This window comes from Salmonella sp. SAL04214 (assembly GCF_046550615.1).
Classification (GTDB): Bacteria; Pseudomonadota; Gammaproteobacteria; order Enterobacterales; family Enterobacteriaceae; genus Salmonella; species Salmonella enterica.
The window spans coordinates 323,116-341,681 of sequence record NZ_JBGDXT010000002.1 but is presented as its reverse complement, the minus strand read 5'-3'; the positions used below and the strand labels follow the sequence as shown (position 1 = coordinate 341,681).

General features: G+C 52.5%; 19 protein-coding genes and 3 tRNA genes. 11 read left to right on the top strand and 11 right to left on the bottom strand.

Going from position 1 to position 18,566, the window contains the following annotated elements; translation table 11 throughout:
* Positions 1-260: 260 nt before the first annotated feature.
* Positions 261-1,289 carry an EF-P beta-lysylation protein EpmB gene (gene epmB / locus ACLJQD_RS04845; RefSeq protein WP_017441214.1) on the bottom strand — a complete coding sequence of 343 codons (1,029 nt, stop codon included), beginning with the start codon at positions 1,287-1,289 and terminating at the stop codon, positions 261-263.
* 40 nt (positions 1,290-1,329) lie between these two features.
* Here epmB and efp point away from each other — a divergent pair, with 40 nt between their 5' ends.
* The 3 genes from efp (at position 1,330) to ecnB (ending at position 2,345) form a co-directional block, all read left to right on the top strand.
* Positions 1,330-1,896 (top strand): elongation factor P, encoded by a 567-nt coding sequence (gene efp / locus ACLJQD_RS04840; RefSeq protein WP_000257282.1) that lies wholly within the window; start codon positions 1,330-1,332, stop codon positions 1,894-1,896.
* 60 nt (positions 1,897-1,956) lie between these two features.
* On the top strand, positions 1,957-2,091 hold the full coding sequence (locus ACLJQD_RS04835; RefSeq protein WP_000977686.1) for an entericidin A/B family lipoprotein: 135 nt from the start codon (positions 1,957-1,959) through the stop codon (positions 2,089-2,091).
* Positions 2,092-2,198: 107 nt separating this feature from the next.
* The gene (gene ecnB, locus ACLJQD_RS04830) at positions 2,199-2,345 is read left to right on the top strand and encodes a lipoprotein toxin entericidin B (RefSeq protein ID WP_000239598.1); all 147 of its coding nucleotides are present in this window, start codon (positions 2,199-2,201) and stop codon (positions 2,343-2,345) included.
* A gap of 30 nt (positions 2,346-2,375) precedes the next feature.
* On the opposite strand, the gene ACLJQD_RS04825 is transcribed toward ecnB, so the two are convergent.
* Entirely contained in the window at positions 2,376-2,963 is a 588-nt protein-coding gene (locus ACLJQD_RS04825; RefSeq protein WP_000912959.1) for a helix-turn-helix transcriptional regulator, read from the bottom strand.
* A gap of 255 nt (positions 2,964-3,218) precedes the next feature.
* Here ACLJQD_RS04825 and sugE point away from each other — a divergent pair, with 255 nt between their 5' ends.
* Entirely contained in the window at positions 3,219-3,536 is a 318-nt protein-coding gene (sugE, locus tag ACLJQD_RS04820) for a quaternary ammonium compound efflux SMR transporter SugE (RefSeq protein WP_000118469.1), read from the top strand.
* A gap of 16 nt (positions 3,537-3,552) precedes the next feature.
* Here the strand turns inward: sugE and ACLJQD_RS04815 are convergent, their stop codons facing one another.
* The 5 genes from ACLJQD_RS04815 to frdA all read right to left on the bottom strand — a co-directional run bounded on the left by ACLJQD_RS04815 (position 3,553) and on the right by frdA (position 7,491).
* Positions 3,553-4,086 carry a lipocalin family protein gene (locus ACLJQD_RS04815; protein ID WP_001238398.1) on the bottom strand — a complete coding sequence of 178 codons (534 nt, stop codon included), beginning with the start codon at positions 4,084-4,086 and terminating at the stop codon, positions 3,553-3,555.
* 111 nt (positions 4,087-4,197) lie between these two features.
* Entirely contained in the window at positions 4,198-4,557 is a 360-nt protein-coding gene (frdD, locus tag ACLJQD_RS04810) for a fumarate reductase subunit FrdD (protein ID WP_000609650.1), read from the bottom strand.
* 10 nt (positions 4,558-4,567) lie between these two features.
* Positions 4,568-4,963, bottom strand: a complete 396-nt coding sequence (gene frdC, locus ACLJQD_RS04805; protein WP_000208749.1) for a fumarate reductase subunit FrdC — start codon at positions 4,961-4,963, stop codon at positions 4,568-4,570.
* Between the two features lie 10 nt (positions 4,964-4,973).
* Positions 4,974-5,708: a fumarate reductase iron-sulfur protein gene (gene frdB, locus ACLJQD_RS04800; RefSeq protein ID WP_000829509.1), complete on the bottom strand. Its 735-nt coding sequence runs from the start codon at positions 5,706-5,708 to the stop codon at positions 4,974-4,976.
* Complete coding sequence (gene frdA / locus ACLJQD_RS04795; RefSeq protein ID WP_001192952.1) at positions 5,701-7,491, bottom strand: fumarate reductase (quinol) flavoprotein subunit; 1,791 nt, start codon at positions 7,489-7,491, stop codon at positions 5,701-5,703. Before frdA ends, frdB begins: the two co-directional genes overlap by 8 nt.
* Before the next feature lie 322 nt (positions 7,492-7,813).
* On the opposite strand from frdA, the gene epmA reads away from it, so the two are divergent.
* The 3 genes from epmA (at position 7,814) to ACLJQD_RS04780 (ending at position 10,885) form a co-directional block, all read left to right on the top strand.
* Positions 7,814-8,791, top strand: coding sequence for an elongation factor P--(R)-beta-lysine ligase (gene epmA, locus ACLJQD_RS04790; RefSeq protein WP_000004797.1), 978 nt, complete (start codon positions 7,814-7,816; stop codon positions 8,789-8,791).
* A gap of 225 nt (positions 8,792-9,016) precedes the next feature.
* A complete protein-coding gene (yjeM, locus tag ACLJQD_RS04785; RefSeq protein ID WP_000149872.1) occupies positions 9,017-10,519 on the top strand; it encodes a glutamate/gamma-aminobutyrate family transporter YjeM in 1,503 nt (500 codons plus the stop codon).
* A gap of 51 nt (positions 10,520-10,570) precedes the next feature.
* Positions 10,571-10,885, top strand: a complete 315-nt coding sequence (locus tag ACLJQD_RS04780; protein WP_000074655.1) for a YjeO family protein — start codon at positions 10,571-10,573, stop codon at positions 10,883-10,885.
* Between the two features lie 66 nt (positions 10,886-10,951).
* On the opposite strand, the gene mscM is transcribed toward ACLJQD_RS04780, so the two are convergent.
* The 3 genes from mscM to rsgA form a co-directional block, all read right to left on the bottom strand.
* Positions 10,952-14,278 carry a miniconductance mechanosensitive channel MscM gene (gene mscM, locus ACLJQD_RS04775; protein ID WP_001236755.1) on the bottom strand — a complete coding sequence of 1,109 codons (3,327 nt, stop codon included), beginning with the start codon at positions 14,276-14,278 and terminating at the stop codon, positions 10,952-10,954.
* Positions 14,279-14,296: 18 nt separating this feature from the next.
* Positions 14,297-15,265: an archaetidylserine decarboxylase gene (gene asd, locus ACLJQD_RS04770; protein ID WP_000934949.1), complete on the bottom strand. Its 969-nt coding sequence runs from the start codon at positions 15,263-15,265 to the stop codon at positions 14,297-14,299.
* Between the two features lie 92 nt (positions 15,266-15,357).
* Positions 15,358-16,410, bottom strand: coding sequence for a small ribosomal subunit biogenesis GTPase RsgA (rsgA, locus tag ACLJQD_RS04765; RefSeq protein WP_000041945.1), 1,053 nt, complete (start codon positions 16,408-16,410; stop codon positions 15,358-15,360).
* A 106-nt stretch (positions 16,411-16,516) separates the two neighbouring features.
* Between rsgA and orn the strand changes: the two genes are divergently transcribed.
* The gene (orn, locus tag ACLJQD_RS04760) at positions 16,517-17,062 is read left to right on the top strand and encodes an oligoribonuclease (RefSeq protein WP_001271546.1); all 546 of its coding nucleotides are present in this window, start codon (positions 16,517-16,519) and stop codon (positions 17,060-17,062) included.
* 61 nt (positions 17,063-17,123) lie between these two features.
* Here orn and ACLJQD_RS04755 read toward each other — a convergent pair whose 3' ends face one another.
* A complete protein-coding gene (locus tag ACLJQD_RS04755) occupies positions 17,124-17,864 on the bottom strand; it encodes an arginine ABC transporter substrate-binding protein (RefSeq protein ID WP_000727892.1) in 741 nt (246 codons plus the stop codon).
* A 275-nt stretch (positions 17,865-18,139) separates the two neighbouring features.
* Here ACLJQD_RS04755 and ACLJQD_RS04750 point away from each other — a divergent pair.
* The 3 genes from ACLJQD_RS04750 (at position 18,140) to ACLJQD_RS04740 (ending at position 18,559) form a co-directional block, all read left to right on the top strand.
* A tRNA-Gly gene (locus tag ACLJQD_RS04750) sits at positions 18,140-18,215 on the top strand.
* 156 nt (positions 18,216-18,371) lie between these two features.
* Positions 18,372-18,447, top strand: a tRNA-Gly gene (locus ACLJQD_RS04745).
* 36 nt (positions 18,448-18,483) lie between these two features.
* Positions 18,484-18,559 (top strand) — tRNA-Gly (locus ACLJQD_RS04740).
* Positions 18,560-18,566 lie beyond the last annotated feature (7 nt).

The following is an 18,566-nucleotide window of genomic DNA, read 5'->3' as shown; positions in this document are numbered from 1 at the left end:
AATAATTAAATGTTTTACTGCAATGTATTTGATATATAAATTGTTTATGCCGTCCTATAAAAAGGAGAACCAGTATAATTCGAAAATGCAGTACACGCTAAGCGAGTCCTAAAACGGACTTTATTGAAAAGAGAGGACCGGGAAGGTGTATTTAACGAAGGTTAGTTTATCGTCGCCAGAGGGTGAGGAGAATCGCGGGGGAATCTCCTCGTGATATTGCGCGGTAATATTTTTCGTCGTCCCTGACGCGCCCGCGAGGATTAGCACTGCCGAAGCTGTAAATCCAGCGGTGTTTTGCTCGGTTCGCCGCCGATTTCACGCGCCAGTCTTGGCACCATATAGCCGGATACCAGCGTGAGCAGTTCGCGCATGATTTGCCGGGCTTCGTCATCGGTGACCATAAAATGCGCGGCGCCCTGCACTTTATCCAGCACATGCAGGTAATAGGGCATCACGCCGGCGTCAAATAGCGCGTTGCTCAGATTCGCCAGCGTTTGCGCGTTATCATTCACGCCACGCAGCAGGACGCTCTGGTTGAGAAGCGTGACGCCCACGTGGCGCAGTTTTTTCATCGCCAGGCAGAACGCCTCGTCCACTTCATTAGCGTGGTTGATATGGTTCACCAACAAAATTTGCAGACGTGACTGGTCAAAGCGGGCGACCAGTTCGTCAGTAATGCGTGCCGGGATGACGATAGGCAACCGACTGTGGATGCGTAGCCGCTTGACGTGCTTAATGGCTTCCAGTTGCGTGAGCAGCCAGTCCAGCTCATGATCTTTCGCCATCAGCGGATCGCCGCCGGAAAAGATGATCTCATCCAGTTCCGGGTGTGCGGCGATATACTCCAGCGCGACTGTCCAGTTGCGCTTATTGCCTTGATTCTCCGCATATGGGAAGTGACGACGGAAACAGTAGCGGCAATTTACCGCACATCCGCCTTTTACCAGCAATAGCGCCCGGTTTTGGTATTTATGCAATAATCCTGGCACCACGCTGTGTTGCTCTTCCAGCGGGTCGGTGGAGAAACCGGGGGCGACAATAAATTCATCCCGGGACGTCAGCACTTGACGTAAAAGAGGATCGTCAGGGTTGCCCTTCTCCATGCGCGCAATAAAAGCGCGCGGCACGCGGAGGGCAAACAAGCGCCTGGCGTCCTGTCCTGCCCGGAGGTTTTCATCAGCTTCAATCTGTAAAAGATGCAGCAGTTCGTCGGGATTGGTCACAACATCGGCAAGTTGCGCTAACCAATCTTCTCGCAATGGGGTATTTAGGGTTACAATATGCGCCATTTTGTGGCTTAGCTACCAGTTAACAATTTCAGAGGGCCTTATGGCGACTTACTATAGCAACGATTTTCGTTCCGGTCTTAAAATCATGTTGGATGGCGAACCTTATGCGGTTGAATCCAGTGAATTCGTGAAACCGGGTAAAGGCCAGGCGTTTGCCCGCGTTAAGCTGCGCCGTCTGCTGACCGGCACGCGCGTTGAGAAAACCTTCAAATCGACCGATTCCGCAGAAGGCGCGGATGTAGTCGATATGAACCTGACTTACCTGTACAACGACGGTGAGTTCTGGCATTTCATGAACAACGAAACCTTCGAGCAGCTGTCTGCAGATGCCAAGGCTATCGGCGACAACGCAAAATGGCTGTTGGATCAGGCGGAATGCATCGTGACCCTGTGGAACGGTCAGCCTATCTCTGTTACTCCGCCGAACTTTGTTGAACTGGAAATTGTTGATACCGACCCAGGTCTGAAGGGCGATACCGCAGGTACTGGCGGCAAACCAGCCACGCTGTCTACTGGCGCAGTGGTTAAAGTTCCGCTGTTCGTGCAGATTGGCGAAGTGATCAAAGTCGATACCCGTTCCGGCGAATACGTATCCCGCGTAAAATAATTTACGTTATCGGGAAAAATGGTGCAGCGTATGCTGCGCCATCCTATTTTTCGCGCCTCAATGATGAAACGCTTTATCGGCCTTGTCGCGCTGGTTCTTCTTACCGGCACATTATTAACGGCATGTAATACCGCCCGCGGCTTCGGCGAAGATATTCAGCATCTTGGCCACGCCATCTCCCGCGCAGCCAGCTAATCGCTTCTCGTCTTCCTAAAATTAGTCGATCGCCCGTCATTTTCTGGGATGTTGTCTATTATTAAGTTGCTATACACAAACAACATTGGCTAGAAAAGGAAGACATTATGGTTAAAAAGACAATTGCAGCGATCTTTTCTGTTTTGGTACTTTCCACTGTATTAACTGCTTGTAATACCACGCGCGGCGTGGGCGAGGATATCTCGGACGGTGGTAGTGCGATCTCTGGCGCTGCAACCAGAGCTCAGCAGTAATCATCAACGGTACGGCATGGCGTCGTACCGTTAATCGATTTTCTCCGGAAGCATAAGAAAGGGAGAATACCGGTTATCCATATGAAGTTTCATACGGATATTACGCTTATAGGTGTAAACCGTTTTCCCGTGAATGCCAAGCGCATACGCAATCTCTTTATTGCTGGTGCCTTCCGTCCACATCGCGAGCACTTTTTCCTCCTGCGGAGAGAGCAATGGCGTGGCGCTTTCCGGCGCTTCCTGCAGTGGATGAGTATATAGCGCTCCTTTAATTCGTTGTGCAAGCTCATGTAAAGGCGTGTGTTTAGATAACACCGCATGACTGGCATATTGCGGTCTGTACGGCATATTCCCTGACTGTAATAATACCAACGGCGTCATCCTGCAGGCGGCAAAAAATGCATTGATAGGCTGCTCGGGTAAGGCATCGTTGAGAAAACCATATAAATCAGCGATAACCAGATGGGGCTTCCATTGCAGAATATGTTCTTTCGCCAGTATAAGGTTATTCATCCCGGATACCAGCAGTGAAGAACTGAGCACATCAGTGTGATTAAGCCAGGCCTCCATGCCCGTACGGGTAAAGTGGCATCGGTCTATCACTAAAATTTTCAACATAGTTTTTTGCACCCGGAAGTAGTAAAGCACTTTCTTTCCCAGAAGGCGTTCCATCATAGAGAACTCCTGTGGGCGCTAAATGCGAAAACTACGCGGCTTAAAAGGGCCAATTCCCGCCTTTAGACGGAAAAAAATAAAAAGGTTGAAATTCATTTTCTCTCAGGCAAAAATGGCTTTTCATCCGTATACGTTACAGGACGACCTGTAAACGCTATTCTCACCGGGGACGGCCCCATTAATTATCTGGAGCCTGCTATGTCCTGGATCATTCTATTAATCGCTGGTTTACTTGAAGTGGTATGGGCTGTCGGCCTGAAGTATACCCACGGTTTTTCTCGTCTGACCCCCAGTATTATCACCATTACGGCCATGGTTATCAGTATGGCGTTACTTTCCTGGGCAATGAAAACGCTGCCCGTTGGAACGGCGTACGCCATCTGGACCGGCATCGGCGCCGTCGGGGCGGCAATCACCGGTATCCTTCTGCTGGGCGAGTCTGCCTCACCGGCGCGTTTGCTCAGTCTTGGCTTGATCGTCGCGGGTATCATTGGGCTAAAACTCAGTGCGCATTAATTCGTCGCTGATATTGCTACGAACCTGATTGTTTTACCCAAATTAATTTATTGACGTCAAACCCCTCCCGGGTCGCGACGGCCAGCATTTGCTGTTTTATTTCCTCAGAAAGCGTTGGCGTGCGAGAGAGTATCCACAGATAGTCGCGATCCGGGCCGCACACCAGCGCATGACGGTATTCCCGGTCAAGCGCAATCACGTTATAGCCGCCGTAGAACGGGCCGAAAAAAGAGACCTTGAGCGCGGCGCGGTTTGGACTACCGGTAAAATACGCTTTGCCTTCTGTTTTTTGCCACATTCCCCGATCCGGGTTATAGCCTTTATTGATGACATTAATCCCGCCATCGTCACGCAGACTATAGGTGGCCGTGACTTGTTCCAGTCCACGTTCAAATCGATGATCGAGGCGTGCGATCTCATACCAGGTGCCGAGGTAACGTTTGGCATCAAAGTTATTTACCACGGTAACGCCTTTAGGCGGGGTAGGTGAACTACAGGCGACAACCAAAAATGCCGCAGTAACCGCAGCAACGACGGGCAGCAAGCGCATAGCGTTTTTCCTTCCAGTGTTTTTTCTAAGTGTAGAACCTGGCGGGAAAATGAGAGGCAGGAAAAGAAAAAACGCCCTCTTATCGGGTAGATAGGAGGGCGTCGTGGCAACTTAGAGAGTGATAACGCCAATCGCCGTCACAACGGTCAGGATTGCCGCCAGACCGTAGAAGACCCATTTGCCCGCGGGCACGTGGATTTTCAGGTCATGCATCGCGTGGTGCATACGGTGTAGGCCACACCATAGCGGCAGCACGATCATCAGGAACAGAAAAACGCGACCAATAAAGCTTTGGGCGAACGTCAGTACGCGCTCAAAACTCAGGGCATCGCCCGGAAATAGCCCCAGCGGCAGCATGATGCCAACCAGTAGCACGATCACCGGCGCGATGATCGCGCCCCACATACCGCCTGCGCCAAACAGTCCCCAGAATACGGGTTCATCAGAACGTTTTGGGTTTGGATTAATCATCCGGGACTCCTTACCAGAACAGGGCAACATACAGAATGACTACGGTGACTACCGCAGTGACCACCCAAAGCCCTTTGATGATTGGCTCTGGCCCCATTTTTTCGTCTTTTACAATGATATTGGCCGCCTTCGGCGCCAGTTCAAACCAGGTTTTGGTGTGCAGCAGCGCGGCCGCCAGGGTGATCAGGTTTAAGATCACTACCACCGGGTTTTGTAAAAAGCCGACGAATCCCATCCAGGATTCCGCGCCGTGTTTGAGCGCAAACAGACCGAAAATCAGTTCAATACTGAACCAGACTGCCGGCACCGCTGTGCCTTCGCGCAGCATATAAAAGCGATAAAACGGCAGTTTTTTCCACCAGGTGGACGTCATCGGCCGCACATAGGGTTTGCGTTTAGTCGTCATGTTGCACTCCTTAGCGTGGTTTCAGGGTGGCGATAAGAAAGTCTTTCGAGCTTTCCACTTTACCCTGCTGAATGGCCGCAGCCGGATCGACATGTTTTGGACAGACTTCGGAGCAGTAGCCCACGAAAGTACAGGTCCATACGCCGTTCGGACTGTTCAACTGCGCCATACGCTCCTTCTTACCGTGATCGCGGCTATCTTCGTTATAGCGATGCGCCAGCGTAATCGCAGCCGGTCCGATAAACTCAGGATTCAGACCGAACTGCGGGCACGCGGCGTAGCACAGACCACAGTTGATGCAACCGGAGAACTGGTGATACTTCGCCATTTGCGCCGGGGTCTGGACATTCGGCCCCTGATCTGGCGTGCGAGAGTTGCCAATAATGTACGGTTTAATCGCTTCCAGGCTTTCGATAAAGTGCGTCATATCGACAACCAGATCGCGCTCAATCGGGAAGTTCGCCAGCGCTTCCACCTTCATACCGTTGGTGTAATCGCGCAGGAAGGTTTTACACGCCAGTTTAGGGACGTTGTTGACCATCATGCCGCAAGAGCCGCAGATCGCCATACGGCAGGACCAGCGGTAGCTCAGGTCTGGCGACAGGTTATCTTTGATGTAGCCCAACGCGTCCAGTAGCGATGTTGTTTCATCATAAGGAACTTCATAGAAAGCACTGTGCGGCGCGGTATCGGTTTCCGGGTTATAGCGCACCACCTCAACTTTCAGGTTTTTCATCTCAGCCATTCGCCTTCTCCTTCTTATCGGCTGCTTCCGCTTCACCGCCGTAAACACGTTTGGCTGGCGGCAGGGTGGTGATTTTCACGTCGCTGTATTCCAGACGGGTCGTGCCATCAGCATCGCGGAAGGCGAGGGTGTGCTTGAGGAAGTTCACATCGTCGCGCTCGGTACAGCCTTCATCCAGACGCTGATGCGCGCCGCGGGACTCTTTACGCGCCAGCGCAGAGTGCGCCATACATTCGGCGACGTTCAGACCATGACCCAGTTCAATGGTATACAGCAGGTCAGTGTTGAACACGCTGGAGGTATCGGAGATACGTACGCGCTTGAAACGTTCCTGAAGCTCGGCCAGTTTATCAATGGTTTTCTGCATCAGTTCCGGGGTACGGTAAATACCGCAACCTTCTTCCATAGACAGACCCATCTCATCGCGGATCTTCGACCAGTTTTCGTTGCCTTCCTGGTTCACCAGATTTTTCAGACGTTGTTCAATATCGGCAACCTGGGCGTCGAGCGCGGCGCTATTTGCGGCACCTGCCGTCGCAGCGCGTTCCATTGCTTGTTCGCCAGCCAGACGACCAAACACCACCAGTTCCGCCAGCGAGTTGGAACCGAGGCGGTTCGCGCCATGCAGGCCAACAGAGGAGCATTCGCCAACGGCAAACAGCCCTTTGACACGGCTTTCACAGTTCTGGTCGGTTTCAATGCCGCCCATGGTGTAGTGCGCGGTCGGACGTACTGGAATCGGTTCTTTAACCGGATCGACGCCGACATAGGCTTTCGCCAGTTCGCAAATGAACGGCAGACGTTCATGCAGTTTCTTCTCGCCGAGATGACGCAGGTCGAGGTGAACCACATCGCCGCGCGGCGTGGAGATGGTGTTGCCTTTACGCCATTCGTGCCAGAAAGCCTGGGATACTTTGTCGCGTGGCCCCAGTTCCATATATTTGTTTTTCGGCTCGCCCAGCGGCGTTTCGGGGCCCATGCCGTAGTCTTGCAGGTAACGGTAGCCATTTTTATTGACCAGAATACCGCCTTCGCCGCGGCAACCTTCGGTCATCAGGATACCGGAACCTGGCAGGCCGGTCGGGTGATACTGAACGAATTCCATATCACGCAGCGGAACGCCGTGGCTCAGCGCCATGCCCATCCCGTCGCCGGTGACGATGCCGCCGTTGGTGTTATAGCGGTATACGCGGCCTGCGCCGCCTGTCGCCATGACCACGGCGTTGGCGCGGATTTGCACCAGCGTGCCTTCCATCATGTTCATTGCCACCAGGCCGCGCGCATGGTTGTCATCAACCAGAATATCCAGCACAAAATGTTCGTCAAAGCGCTGGATTTGTGGGAACTGCAGGGAAGTCTGGAACAGGGTATGCAGCATATGGAAGCCGGTTTTATCCGCGGCGAACCAGGTACGCTCGATTTTCATACCACCGAAGCGACGCACGTTAACGCTACCGTCCGGACGGCGGCTCCACGGGCAGCCCCATTGCTCCAGCTGCGTCATCTCAGTGGGACAATGGTGGACAAAGTAATCCACGACATCCTGCTCACACAGCCAGTCTCCGCCTGCTACCGTATCGTGAAAATGGTAGTCAAAGCTGTCATGATCCTGGGCGACAGCGGCTGAACCCCCTTCGGCAGCGACGGTGTGGCTGCGCATCGGGTACACTTTTGAGATCAGTGCGATTTTAGCATTGGGATTCGCCTGTGCGGCAGCAATTGCAGCACGTAATCCCGCGCCACCGGCGCCTATAATGGCAAGATCGGCTTGAAAGGTTTGCACGACATTCCTCCAGATTATTGTAATTTCACCCTCGCGCAGCCAGATAAAGCCTCTGGGTTCTGCGAAGTATGAATGCGTTTCCACTGCTCCTTTATGGGTACAACAGTATAGTCTCAGGGATGTCAGGGAAATTTGACGTGTTCGATTTTTTTAGCGTATCAGAGGGATGAATTATCATTGATTTTGATTAATTTAATTACTAAACCATCTGAAATCACTTTTTTTACCCTCCAGAAGGCGCCCGATACGCCTGCGCAAAATTTGTTTCGCCCGCGCGTTGCGAGTAGACTTCGTGACCTTGTCTTAAACTGGAGAAAGAATCATGAGCGAAACGGCAACCTGGCAGCCGAGCGCGTCCATCCCCAATTTATTAAAACGTGCGGCGATTATGGCGGAAATCCGTCGTTTCTTTGCCGATCGTGGAGTGCTTGAGGTTGAGACGCCCTGCATGAGTCAGGCGACGGTCACAGACATTCATCTGTTCCCGTTCGAAACGCGTTTCGTCGGACCTGGCCATTCCCAGGGGATGAACCTCTATTTAATGACCAGTCCGGAATACCATATGAAACGCCTGCTGGCGGCAGGGTGCGGTCCGGTTTTCCAGCTATGCCGCAGTTTCCGTAATGAAGAGATGGGACGACATCATAATCCGGAATTCACCATGCTGGAGTGGTATCGCCCGCATTACGATATGTACCGCCTGATGAATGAAGTGGATGATTTGCTTCAGCAAGTGCTGGATTGTCAACCTGCGGAAAGTCTCTCCTATCAACAGGCGTTTCAGCGCCATCTGGAGATTGACCCGTTATCAGCAGATAAAACGCAACTGCGTGAGGCGGCGGCAAAGCTTGATTTAAGCAATATCGCCGATACGGAAGAAGACCGTGATACGTTGCTGCAACTGCTGTTCACGATGGGGGTTGAGCCGCATATAGGTAAAGAAAAGCCGACCTTTATTTATCACTTTCCGGCAAGTCAGGCATCGCTGGCACAAATCAGTACCGAGGATCATCGCGTTGCCGAGCGCTTTGAGGTGTACTACAAAGGTATTGAGCTGGCGAATGGTTTCCACGAACTGACGGACGCACGTGAGCAACAACAGCGCTTTGAACAGGACAATCGTAAGCGCGCCGCGCGCGGTCTGCCGCAGCAGCCGATTGACCAAAATCTACTGGATGCGCTGGCCGCCGGTCTACCGGATTGTTCCGGCGTGGCGCTGGGTGTTGATCGTCTGGTGATGCTGGCGCTGGGAGCAGAAAGCCTGGCGGACGTGATTGCTTTTACGGTCGATCGGGCGTAAATCTGAAATTCACTCTTTCGCGAGATAAAATGGCGCAATAAGCGCCATTTTGTAGCATATTTTTTCAATTATCCTCTATTTGCCACAACATAAGGCTGGAACTTTGATGCCATTTAGGTATCAATCCTGTGTTGATTTTTTTATCGCTGACCTTTGTAAAAAAGAAGGCGGCGTCAATCGGTGAGCGGCGTCTGGCAAACGCGCTCGAGCGTAAGGGATGGTTGAATGACCCACACGATAAAAAAGATGAGCCTTATTGGGCTTATCCTGATGATTTTTACTTCTGTTTTTGGTTTTGCGAATAGCCCGTCGGCGTTTTATTTAATGGGGTATAGCGCAATCCCGTGGTATATATTTTCTGCCTTGCTGTTTTTTATTCCATTCGCCTTGATGATGGCTGAAATGGGTTCCGCTTATCGCAAAGAAGAGGGCGGGATCTATTCGTGGATGAATAATAGCGTGGGGCCGCGTTATGCGTTTATTGGCACGTTTATGTGGTTTTCATCGTATGTCATATGGATGGTAAGTACGGCGGCAAAAATTTGGGTACCGTTTTCTACTTTTGTTTTTGGCGCCGATATGACGCAGCACTGGCGTATTGCGGGGCTTGAGCCTACGCAGGTTGTCGGGCTGCTCGCCGTTGGCTGGATGATTCTGGTGACGTGTGTCGCCGCCAGAGGGATCAATAAAATTGCGCGAATTACGGCGGTCGGAGGTATTGCCGTAATGTGTCTTAATTTAGTTTTATTGTTAGTGAGTGTCGCTATTTTGTTATTAAATGGTGGGCATTTTGCACAAGAAATTAATTTTACCTCGTCACCGAATCCGGGTTATCACTCCGGCCTGGCAATGTTGTCATTTGTGGTATTTGCTATTTTTGCTTACGGCGGTATTGAGGCTGTCGGCGGACTGGTGGATAAAACCGAGAAACCGGAAAAGAATTTTGCGAAAGGTATTGTTTTCGCGGCTATTGTGATTTCAATTGGTTATTCTTTGGCGATCTTTTTATGGGGCGTCAGCACTAACTGGCAACAGATATTAAGTAATAGCGCCGTTAACTTAGGGAATATCACCTACATTTTGATGTCGAGTTTAGGCACGACATTAGGTAACGCGTTAAACCTTTCTCCGGACGCAGCGATGACGGTGGGCGTCTGGTTTGCGCGTATCACCGGCCTTTCTATGTTTCTGGCTTATACCGGCGCGTTTTTTACGTTGAGCTATTCACCGCTGAAAGCCATTATTCAGGGGACGCCAAAAGCGTTGTGGCCCGCGCCGATGACGACACTGAACGCTAACGGTATGCCGGCGACCGCTATGTGGCTACAGTGCGTGCTGGTGAGTCTGTTTATTTTGCTGGTCTCTTTTGGCGGTGACACCGCATCGGCGTTTTATAACAAACTCACGCTGATGGCGAACGTCTCAATGACCTTGCCATACCTGTTCCTTGCGCTGGCATTTCCCTTCTTTAAAGCGCGTCAGGATCTGGAGCGGCCATTTGTTCTCTTTAAAACCAAAGCCTCTACCCTGGTCGCGACGGGTGTTGTGGTGCTGGTGGTGACGTTTGCCAACGTCTTTACCATCATCCAGCCGGTGATTGAAGCTGGGGATTGGGACAGCGCCTTGTGGATGATCGGCGGCCCGATCTTCTTCTCGCTGCTGGCGATGGCGATTTATCAGAATTACAGCAGCCGCATGAGCGCCGATCCGGAGTGGGCGGCGGAGTAATCTTTGTCCGGATAGCGTTAGCTCATCGGCTTTATGAAAAGGATATTTATAATGAGTCCGAAAATGTTTGCATTGTGCGCTATCTGGATTTTACTGGCTATCCCACTCATCGCTGTATTTTCAGTCCTGGATAAAGAGTGGATGATTGGCGAGAGTGGGATAAACAACATTTGTGATGTGATGAGAACTGTCGAAAATGATGATTCCAGAGGTTTTGGCGCGATGATGACGCTGCCCCTGTTTTTCCCGTTTTTTTACGTTACTGTGTATAAGAAAATACGTAGTTGGTTTTTGTACTGTGTCGCGTTGGTGATATTTGCTTACTGGTCCTGGCAATTCTTCTTGCGCTATCAGTTTTGTGTGTGATCTATGCTAAAAGACCTGATAAGCCTATGTCATCGAGTCTTTTAGCGTCATCCGGCGCCATTGCGTTTACAAACTGCCCGCCGGGCGGCTGGTTTTACCCGCTGACGTTAACGTTCTCCCCGTTTGTTTACCGCCGAGGCTCTCCAGACGCATCTGGAACGGCGGGAACGGCATATCAATACCGTGCTCGCGGAAGCCAGCCAGAATCAATTGGTGGATCTCATGGCGTAATGGCATACGGTGTCCCATTTCCGCGGCATAGATACGCAGTTCGAAAATCTGAATACCCTGCTGGAGATCCACCAGAAAGATTTCAGGCGGCGGGTTATCAAGCACCAAAGAACAGCGCTGCGCCGCCGTCAGCAGAATTTGCGTCACCTCTTCGCTATTGGCATCCGCCGGTGCCGGGATGGTTAACACCACGCGCGTAACGGAGTCAGACAGCGACCAGTTGATAAACTGTTCGGTGATAAAGGCTTTATTCGGCACGATAATCTCTTTACGATCCCAGTCGCTGATGGTGGTGGCGCGGGTATTGATTTTGGTCACGCTGCCGGTGAGATCGCGAATGGTCACCGTATCGCCGATACGAATCGGCTTTTCAAACAAAATAATCAGGCCGGAGATAAAGTTAGCGAAAATTTCTTGCAGGCCAAAACCAAGCCCAACGCCGAGCGCGGCCACCAGCCATTGTAGCTTCGACCACTCAATGCCGATCATCGAGAAACCGACCAGCCCGCCAATTAGCATTAACAGATATTTGGTGATGGTCGTGATGGCGTAACCGGTACCAGGCGTTAAATCGAGATGCTGTAATAACGCCAGTTCCAGCAGCGCAGGCAGATTACGCACCAACTGCGTGGTGATGATAAAGACCAGAATCGCAATGAGCACCGCCCCGAGGGTAATCGGCTCCAGGCTTTCCACGCCTTGCACCGTAGAGGTGACATCCCACAGCGAAATATTCTCCAGGAAGCCGAATGCCGAGTGGATTTCCGACCACAGTACAATTACCGATAGCAGGGCGATAAGCATCAGAATTGAGCGGACCAGACGCAGCGACTGAGCGCTAATAGCGTCAAGATCGATTTCACTTTCATCGATGTCGACCGCGCCTTCCAGGCTGGAGGAGTGCGCCGGTTCTTCTTCGCCGCGCGCGCGCTGCGCCAGCATTTCCGCCCGACGATGTTTGGCGCGGTCAAAAGCCAGTCGGCGTCGTTGGATCAGCATCCAGCGGCGAATGACGTGATAAATGACCAGCAACAGGAACCAGATAGCGACCGAGGTTTCCAGTCTCGCCAGTAGCGCCTGTGCCGTGGCCAGATAACCCACCGCCGCCGCCAGAATCGCGATAAGCGGCGCGCCCATCAGCATATTCCACAGCAGGCTGTTGACCATGTTGTCGCCGTTGCCTTCTTTATCAAGATAGAGCGGGATGCCTGCTTTTTTCAGACTCAGCGTGACCAGCGCCAGCGCGCCGCATATCAGGATGAAGCAAAGGCGGCCCAACGAGCCGGAAAACTCCCGATCGTTAAGATTATCAAACATGATCACTGCCATAATGAGCGGCACGATCAGCCCAATGCTCATCAGGTAGTAGCGCATCGCTTTCGCTACCCGGTTTCGCGGCCAGCCGAAATGCGCCACAAACAGGCCATTAGGACGGGCAAAAGCGGCGCAAATCATGACTACCCACAACAGCGGTACTGTCGCCGTCACGCCATCGCCGATGGCGACGGCCAGCGGATACGGCCAGGCTTCCTGTAGACCATAACCGAGCGTCGCCCACAAGACGGGCAGCGGCGAGGCGACCAGAATCGACCAGAACACCGTTCGCAGCGTCAGCGAGAAGTGATCCTGGGTGACTTTCCCGACGCGCGAGGCCGAGCGCTCAAGGAACCGGTTGAAGTGTTGGCGTGAATAGAGGCTAAACCCGACCAGCGCCAGCGCGCCGAATAACGGCAGTAGCGTCTCTTTGCTGGTCAGCATCATGATGCTGGCTTTACCTAACTGATTAAACGTATCTAATGAGATAAGCCGGCGTAAATCCTGAACCAAATCAACAGGCCAGGAGAGCGATAGCGGGCTAACGTCAGCGGTCCAGAACAGATAACGGTGGGTCGCTTCATTAACCTCTTTAAGCGCATCCTCCAGTTGGCTGTTGGAGACTTTCAGTTTGGTCAGCTCCAGGATCAGCGTATCGCCGCCCTGTAACAACGAGTTGAGCAGCTCGCGCTGAGTGCGAAGCTGGGCGTCAAGAATCTGGTTTTGCTCGGCGGTCAGCGGCTGTCCATTGGCCTGACGTATTTGCCGTAGCTGCGGCTGCTTATTGAGTAACTCTTCATAGCGCATTCGGTGAACGCGTAGCTGCGCCATTTCCGTATCAAGCTGCTGCGGCTTAGGCATCTCTGGCAGACGGGCGACCTGCGCGCGCAGCGCTTCGCCAAGCATGTTGGACACGCCAAGCCATTGCGACTGCTCCCGCAGCGTATTGAGCGCCTGGCGCACCTGTAACGTTTGGCTGGTGGCCTGTCGCTGCTGCGAGGCGACCAGATCCATCCGCTGCGCTTGTTGATTAAGCGCCTGTGACAGCTCGCGGTTGACTTTAAATTGTTCGACGATGCCTTCCGGCAAACCGGCGCTGTTTTCCGCCAGCAGCTCAGTGCTTTCCAGCGCGCGTTCCGCTTCACGTTGGCGCAGGCTATTGAGCTGATTGCGCAGCGCCTGAAGATACGCATCCAATTGCTGACTCTGTTTTTCCGCCAGCTCGGAACGCAGACGAGCCAGTTCCTGCCGGTTGTTGGCGGACAGTTGCGCCAACTCCAGTTCGTCGACTAACGCTTTTAGTTTGGCGGACTCCGCCTGCATACTGAGACTTTGCGCCTGGCTAAGCGCGGCACTTCCGCCTGCGGCGCCGAGCCGTCGCTCAATCTCATTAAGCTGGCGGCGGGCGTCGTTTTGCTGTTGGGGAAGCTGGCTGAGCGAGTCGGCGATCTCCCTGACGCGCTCCTGCTCCTGTTGCGCCTCGCGGGTTTTATCCAGTAGCTGGCTGCTAACCTGCAAGATCTCCTGATTTAACGCTTCGGTGGACATCTCTGGCGGTACGCTGCGAGGTTCATCGCGCAGATTATTCAACTGGGCGCGCAAGGTGGCGGATAGCTTAGGGAAATTATCAATAACGTGTTGATATTGTTTCGCGCGCTCAAGCGAGCCTTTTCGCTCTTCAAGCGCGTTTAACGCAGTCTGGAGCGCCTCAACGGCTTCCGGCTGAGCGGGCTTCGCCGCTTTTGCCTGCTCCAGTTCCTGCGTGATTTGTTTGGCGTCGGGGGCCGTTGCGGCGAACGCCCCCGTGCTGAGGCACCAGGCCATCAGAAAAGCGATAATCAGGCGCACGTCAGCATTCTCTCTTGATTAGGTGTCGTCTTTTTTATTGTCAACCAGCGGGCTGGCGTCGTGTTCGGCTTTAATTTCTTCTGCCGGCAGCGGAGCAGGTTCTACCTCCGGCGCGACGAATGTTTCGGTCGACGTCGCCAGCGGTTGGCCAATTTTGGTAACGGACAGGCTTGCCAGCGACGCGATCAGATTCACTTTCCCCGGCGCAAATAAGTTGATGACCGTGGAACCCAGTTTAAAGCGCCCCATCTCCTGGCCTTTCAACAAGGCGACAGACCCTTCATGTTCGCCTTCTGGCCAGGTCCAGCGCTTGATGATGCCTTCGCGCGGCGGGGTAATGGTCCCCGCCCAGACGGTTTCGATACTGCCGACAATAGTTGCGCCGACCAGAATTTGCGCCATAGGACCGAACTCGGTATCAAACAGACAGATAACGCGCTCGTTGCGGGCAAACAGGTTGGGGACGTTTTGCGCGGTCAGATGGTTAACGGAGAACAGATCGCCCGGTACGTAGATCATTTCGCGCAGGATGCCGTTGCATGGCATATGCACGCGATGGTAGTCGCGAGGGGAGAGGTAAGTGGTTACAAACGTGCCGTTGCGGAACTTATCCGCCATCAGGTAGTTACCCGCCAGCAACGCCTCAAGGCTGTAATTATGGCCTTTGGCCTGCAAAATTTTATCTTCTTCGATACGACCCAACTGGCTTATCACGCCGTCGGCAGGCATCACCAGGATGTTAGGATCGGTATTGAGCGGACGCACGTCATCACGCAGCGGACGAACAAAGAAATCATTGAACGTACGATAGCTGGCGGTATCCGGTTTTTGCGCCTCGGTCATATCGACTTTGTAATACTTTACGAAGAGATCGATAACCAGTTTTGTCAGCCATCCTGCTCGTTTGCTTGCGCCCCAGCCCGCCAGGCGAGTGAGCCATAGTTTCGGCAGAATGTATTGTAGCGAAAGTTTAAATGAGTTTAACAAGGTAGCCTCCAGGCCATTGTTGTTCCTGAACCGGCAGTTATACCGGTATCCTGAAAAAAGGGGGACGATTCTAACGACGCCTAGCGTATCTGTCAGTCGTCCGTATCAGAAAAGTTTTTACGCGTTTTTACCTGCGCCATACTTTCAAGAATTCGGTGATAATTTTCGAAACGGGTTTCCGCAATAGCGCCGTTCTCTACCGCTTCGCGAATGGCGCAGCCTGGATCGGCGTCATGCTTGCAGTCCCGGTATTTGCAATGTCCCAAATAGTCATGAAATTCGACAAAGCCCTGGGTGATTTGTTCCGGCTCCAGATGCCATAAGCCGAACTCGCGCACGCCGGGGGAATCAATGACATCGCCGCCATGCGGGAAATGATACAGACGAGCAGCGGTAGTGGTATGTTGACCCAGACCGGAGACATTCGACACATCGTTCGTCAGAATCTCGTTCTGTAAGCCGAGCAGAGCGTTTAGCAGACTGGATTTTCCGACGCCGGACTGCCCGGCAAAAATACTGATGCGACCGGTTAACGCCTCTTCCAGCGGTTTCAGACCATCCTGCGTATGGCTGGAGACCATCAGCACGCGATAGCCGATATTGCGGTAGATATCCATCTGCTCATTAACGAAGTCCATACCTTCGTCGTCCAGCAGATCAATTTTATTGAGTACGATAAGCGGCTCAACCTGTAGGGTTTCACAGCCGACCAGATAGCGATCGATGATATTCAGCGACAGCTCCGGCAAAATCGCGGAGACGATAACGATTTGGTCAATGTTGGCGGCAATAGGCTTCACGCCGTCGTAGAAGTCCGGGCGCGTCAATACCGAGGTGCGCTCATGCACCGCTTCAACGATGCCTTTTACGTTGACGCCCTCTGCGGCGGCTTTGCCCGGACGCCAGACGACGCGATCGCCCGTCACCAGCGAACGGATAGTGCGGCGGATATTGCAGCGGTGAACCTCGCCGTCAGCAGACTCCACATCGGCATGCATACCAAAACGGCTAATGACGATACCTTCTGCAGGCTCGCCAAACAGGTTGTCATCGTAGTCGGCTTTCTCCGCGGACGTTTTTAAACGACGCTGGTGATTGGCGTTCACACGGCGCTGCTGGCCTTTGGAGAGTTTATTTTTGCTCAATCGTACTGGCTCCTGGTCGCCCATAGTGGGCAAAACATCTATGATACACGCAATTGTAGATGAATATAGTCACAGTGAATGTGACCTCTGAAGGGTGGAAAATAGCATGAGTGCCGATGAAAACAACCTGATTTGGATCGATCTGGAGATGACAGGTCTGGACCCCGAACGCGATCGCATTATTGAGATAGCCACGCTGGTGACGGATGCCAGCCTGAACATTCTGGCGGAAGGGCCGACGATTGCGGTACATCAATCCGATGCGCAACTGGCGTTAATGGATGACTGGAACGTGCGCACCCATACCGGCAGCGGCCTGGTAGATCGCGTTAAGGCAAGTACGATGGGCGAACGAGACGCTGAACTGGCGACGATTGAATTTCTGAAAACGTGGGTGCCTGCGGGTAAGTCGCCGATTTGCGGTAACAGCATCGGTCAGGATCGTCGTTTTCTGTTTAAATATATGCCGGAACTGGAGGCCTACTTCCACTATCGCTATCTGGATGTCAGTACGCTCAAGGAACTGGCGCGCCGCTGGAAGCCGGAGATTCTGGCCGGCTTTACCAAGCAGGGCACGCACCAGGCGATGGATGATATTCGCGAGTCGGTGGCGGAGCTGGCTTACTACCGCGAGCATTTCATTAAGCTGTGAGGCGTAACATGCCGGATGGCAACGCCAGAGCGTCTCATCCGGCAGCTCTCCCGCCACTGAATTACTGCGTAAACCATTTCTCCTGCATTTGCGCATATTCCGGCGACGCTTTCACCTTGTCGAGCGCGGCATTAATTTCTTGCAATAGCGCGTCGTTGCCTTTGCGTACCGCAATGCCTAACCCTTTTCCGTAGTAGTCAGGATCGCTGGCGCGTTCATCCATGATGGCGTAATCCGGATTGTTTTTTAGCCATTTACCAATTGCGGCGACATCGCCAAACACGCCCTCAAGACGGTTATTTTTCAGATCGGTAAAAGCGTTTAGATAGCTGTCATAGGCGACAGGCGTGATAGCTTGTTGTTTATCCTGCAAATAGCGCTGATGCGTTGTACCGTTTTCCAGTCCGACTTTTTTGCCTTTCAGATCGGCAAAAGTGTGATAAGCCCCTTTACGCGTGACGACTACCGCCGATAGACCTTCGTAATAGGGTTGGCTAAAGGAGACCTGCTGTTCACGTTTGGGCGTCATATCCATACCGGCGATCACCGCATCAAACTTTTTGAAACGTAGGCCGGGGATCAGACTATCAAAGCTCTGGTTAGTGAATGAGCACTCCGCTTGCATCTCTTTGCAGACCGCGTTGGCGACATCAATATCGAAACCAACAATTTTATTATCGGCATCGACAAACTCATAGGGCGCATAGGTGGCGGAGGTGCCAAAATGTAATGTTCTGGCGGAAACGGAAGCAGCGTGAACGGAGAGGCTGGCTAACAGCATGACAATAAGTTTTTTTTTCATCTTGATCCCTGATATCAATTGGATGTTGTGGTCACCGTGCTATTCTTTTTTTGGCGCAGGGTGCTATTCTGATTCTGTGCCTTTAGGCGTGGCGTGAAAAGTTTTTTGTTGCATAGCGCACGCTTTGCTCGTTTTTTGTCTTGTTTGGTGATTTAATCAGCATTCAAACAAAAATCGCGAAAAAATGCGTTCAGGGGCTTGCAGCTAAATGGATTTCTCGTATAATGCGCCTCCCGTAACGACGCAGAAATGCGAATTACGACAGCAACAAATTTGCGGGAATAGCTCAGTTGGTAGAGCACGACCTTGCCAAGGTCGGGGTCGCGAGTTCGAGTCTCGTTTCCCGCTCCAAAATTTGAAAGTACTTGTTAAGTACAGACCACCAATCGCAGGATTTCGAATTGCGACAAGGCGGCAACTGAATGAGTCCTCAGGAGCTTACTGAAGTAAGTGACTGAGGCGAGTGAAGGCAGCCAACGCAGTAGCGGTTCGAAAGACGAAGATTATGCGGGAATAGCTCAGTTGGTAGAGCACGACCTTGCCAAGGTCGGGGTCGCGAGTTCGAGTCTCGTTTCCCGCTCCAAATTTGAAAGTGCTTGTTAAGCACAGACGCACCCAAGCGGGAATAGCTCAGTTGGTAGAGCACGACCTTGCCAAGGTCGGGGTCGCGAGTTCGAGTCTCGTTTCCCGCTCCAATTCTTA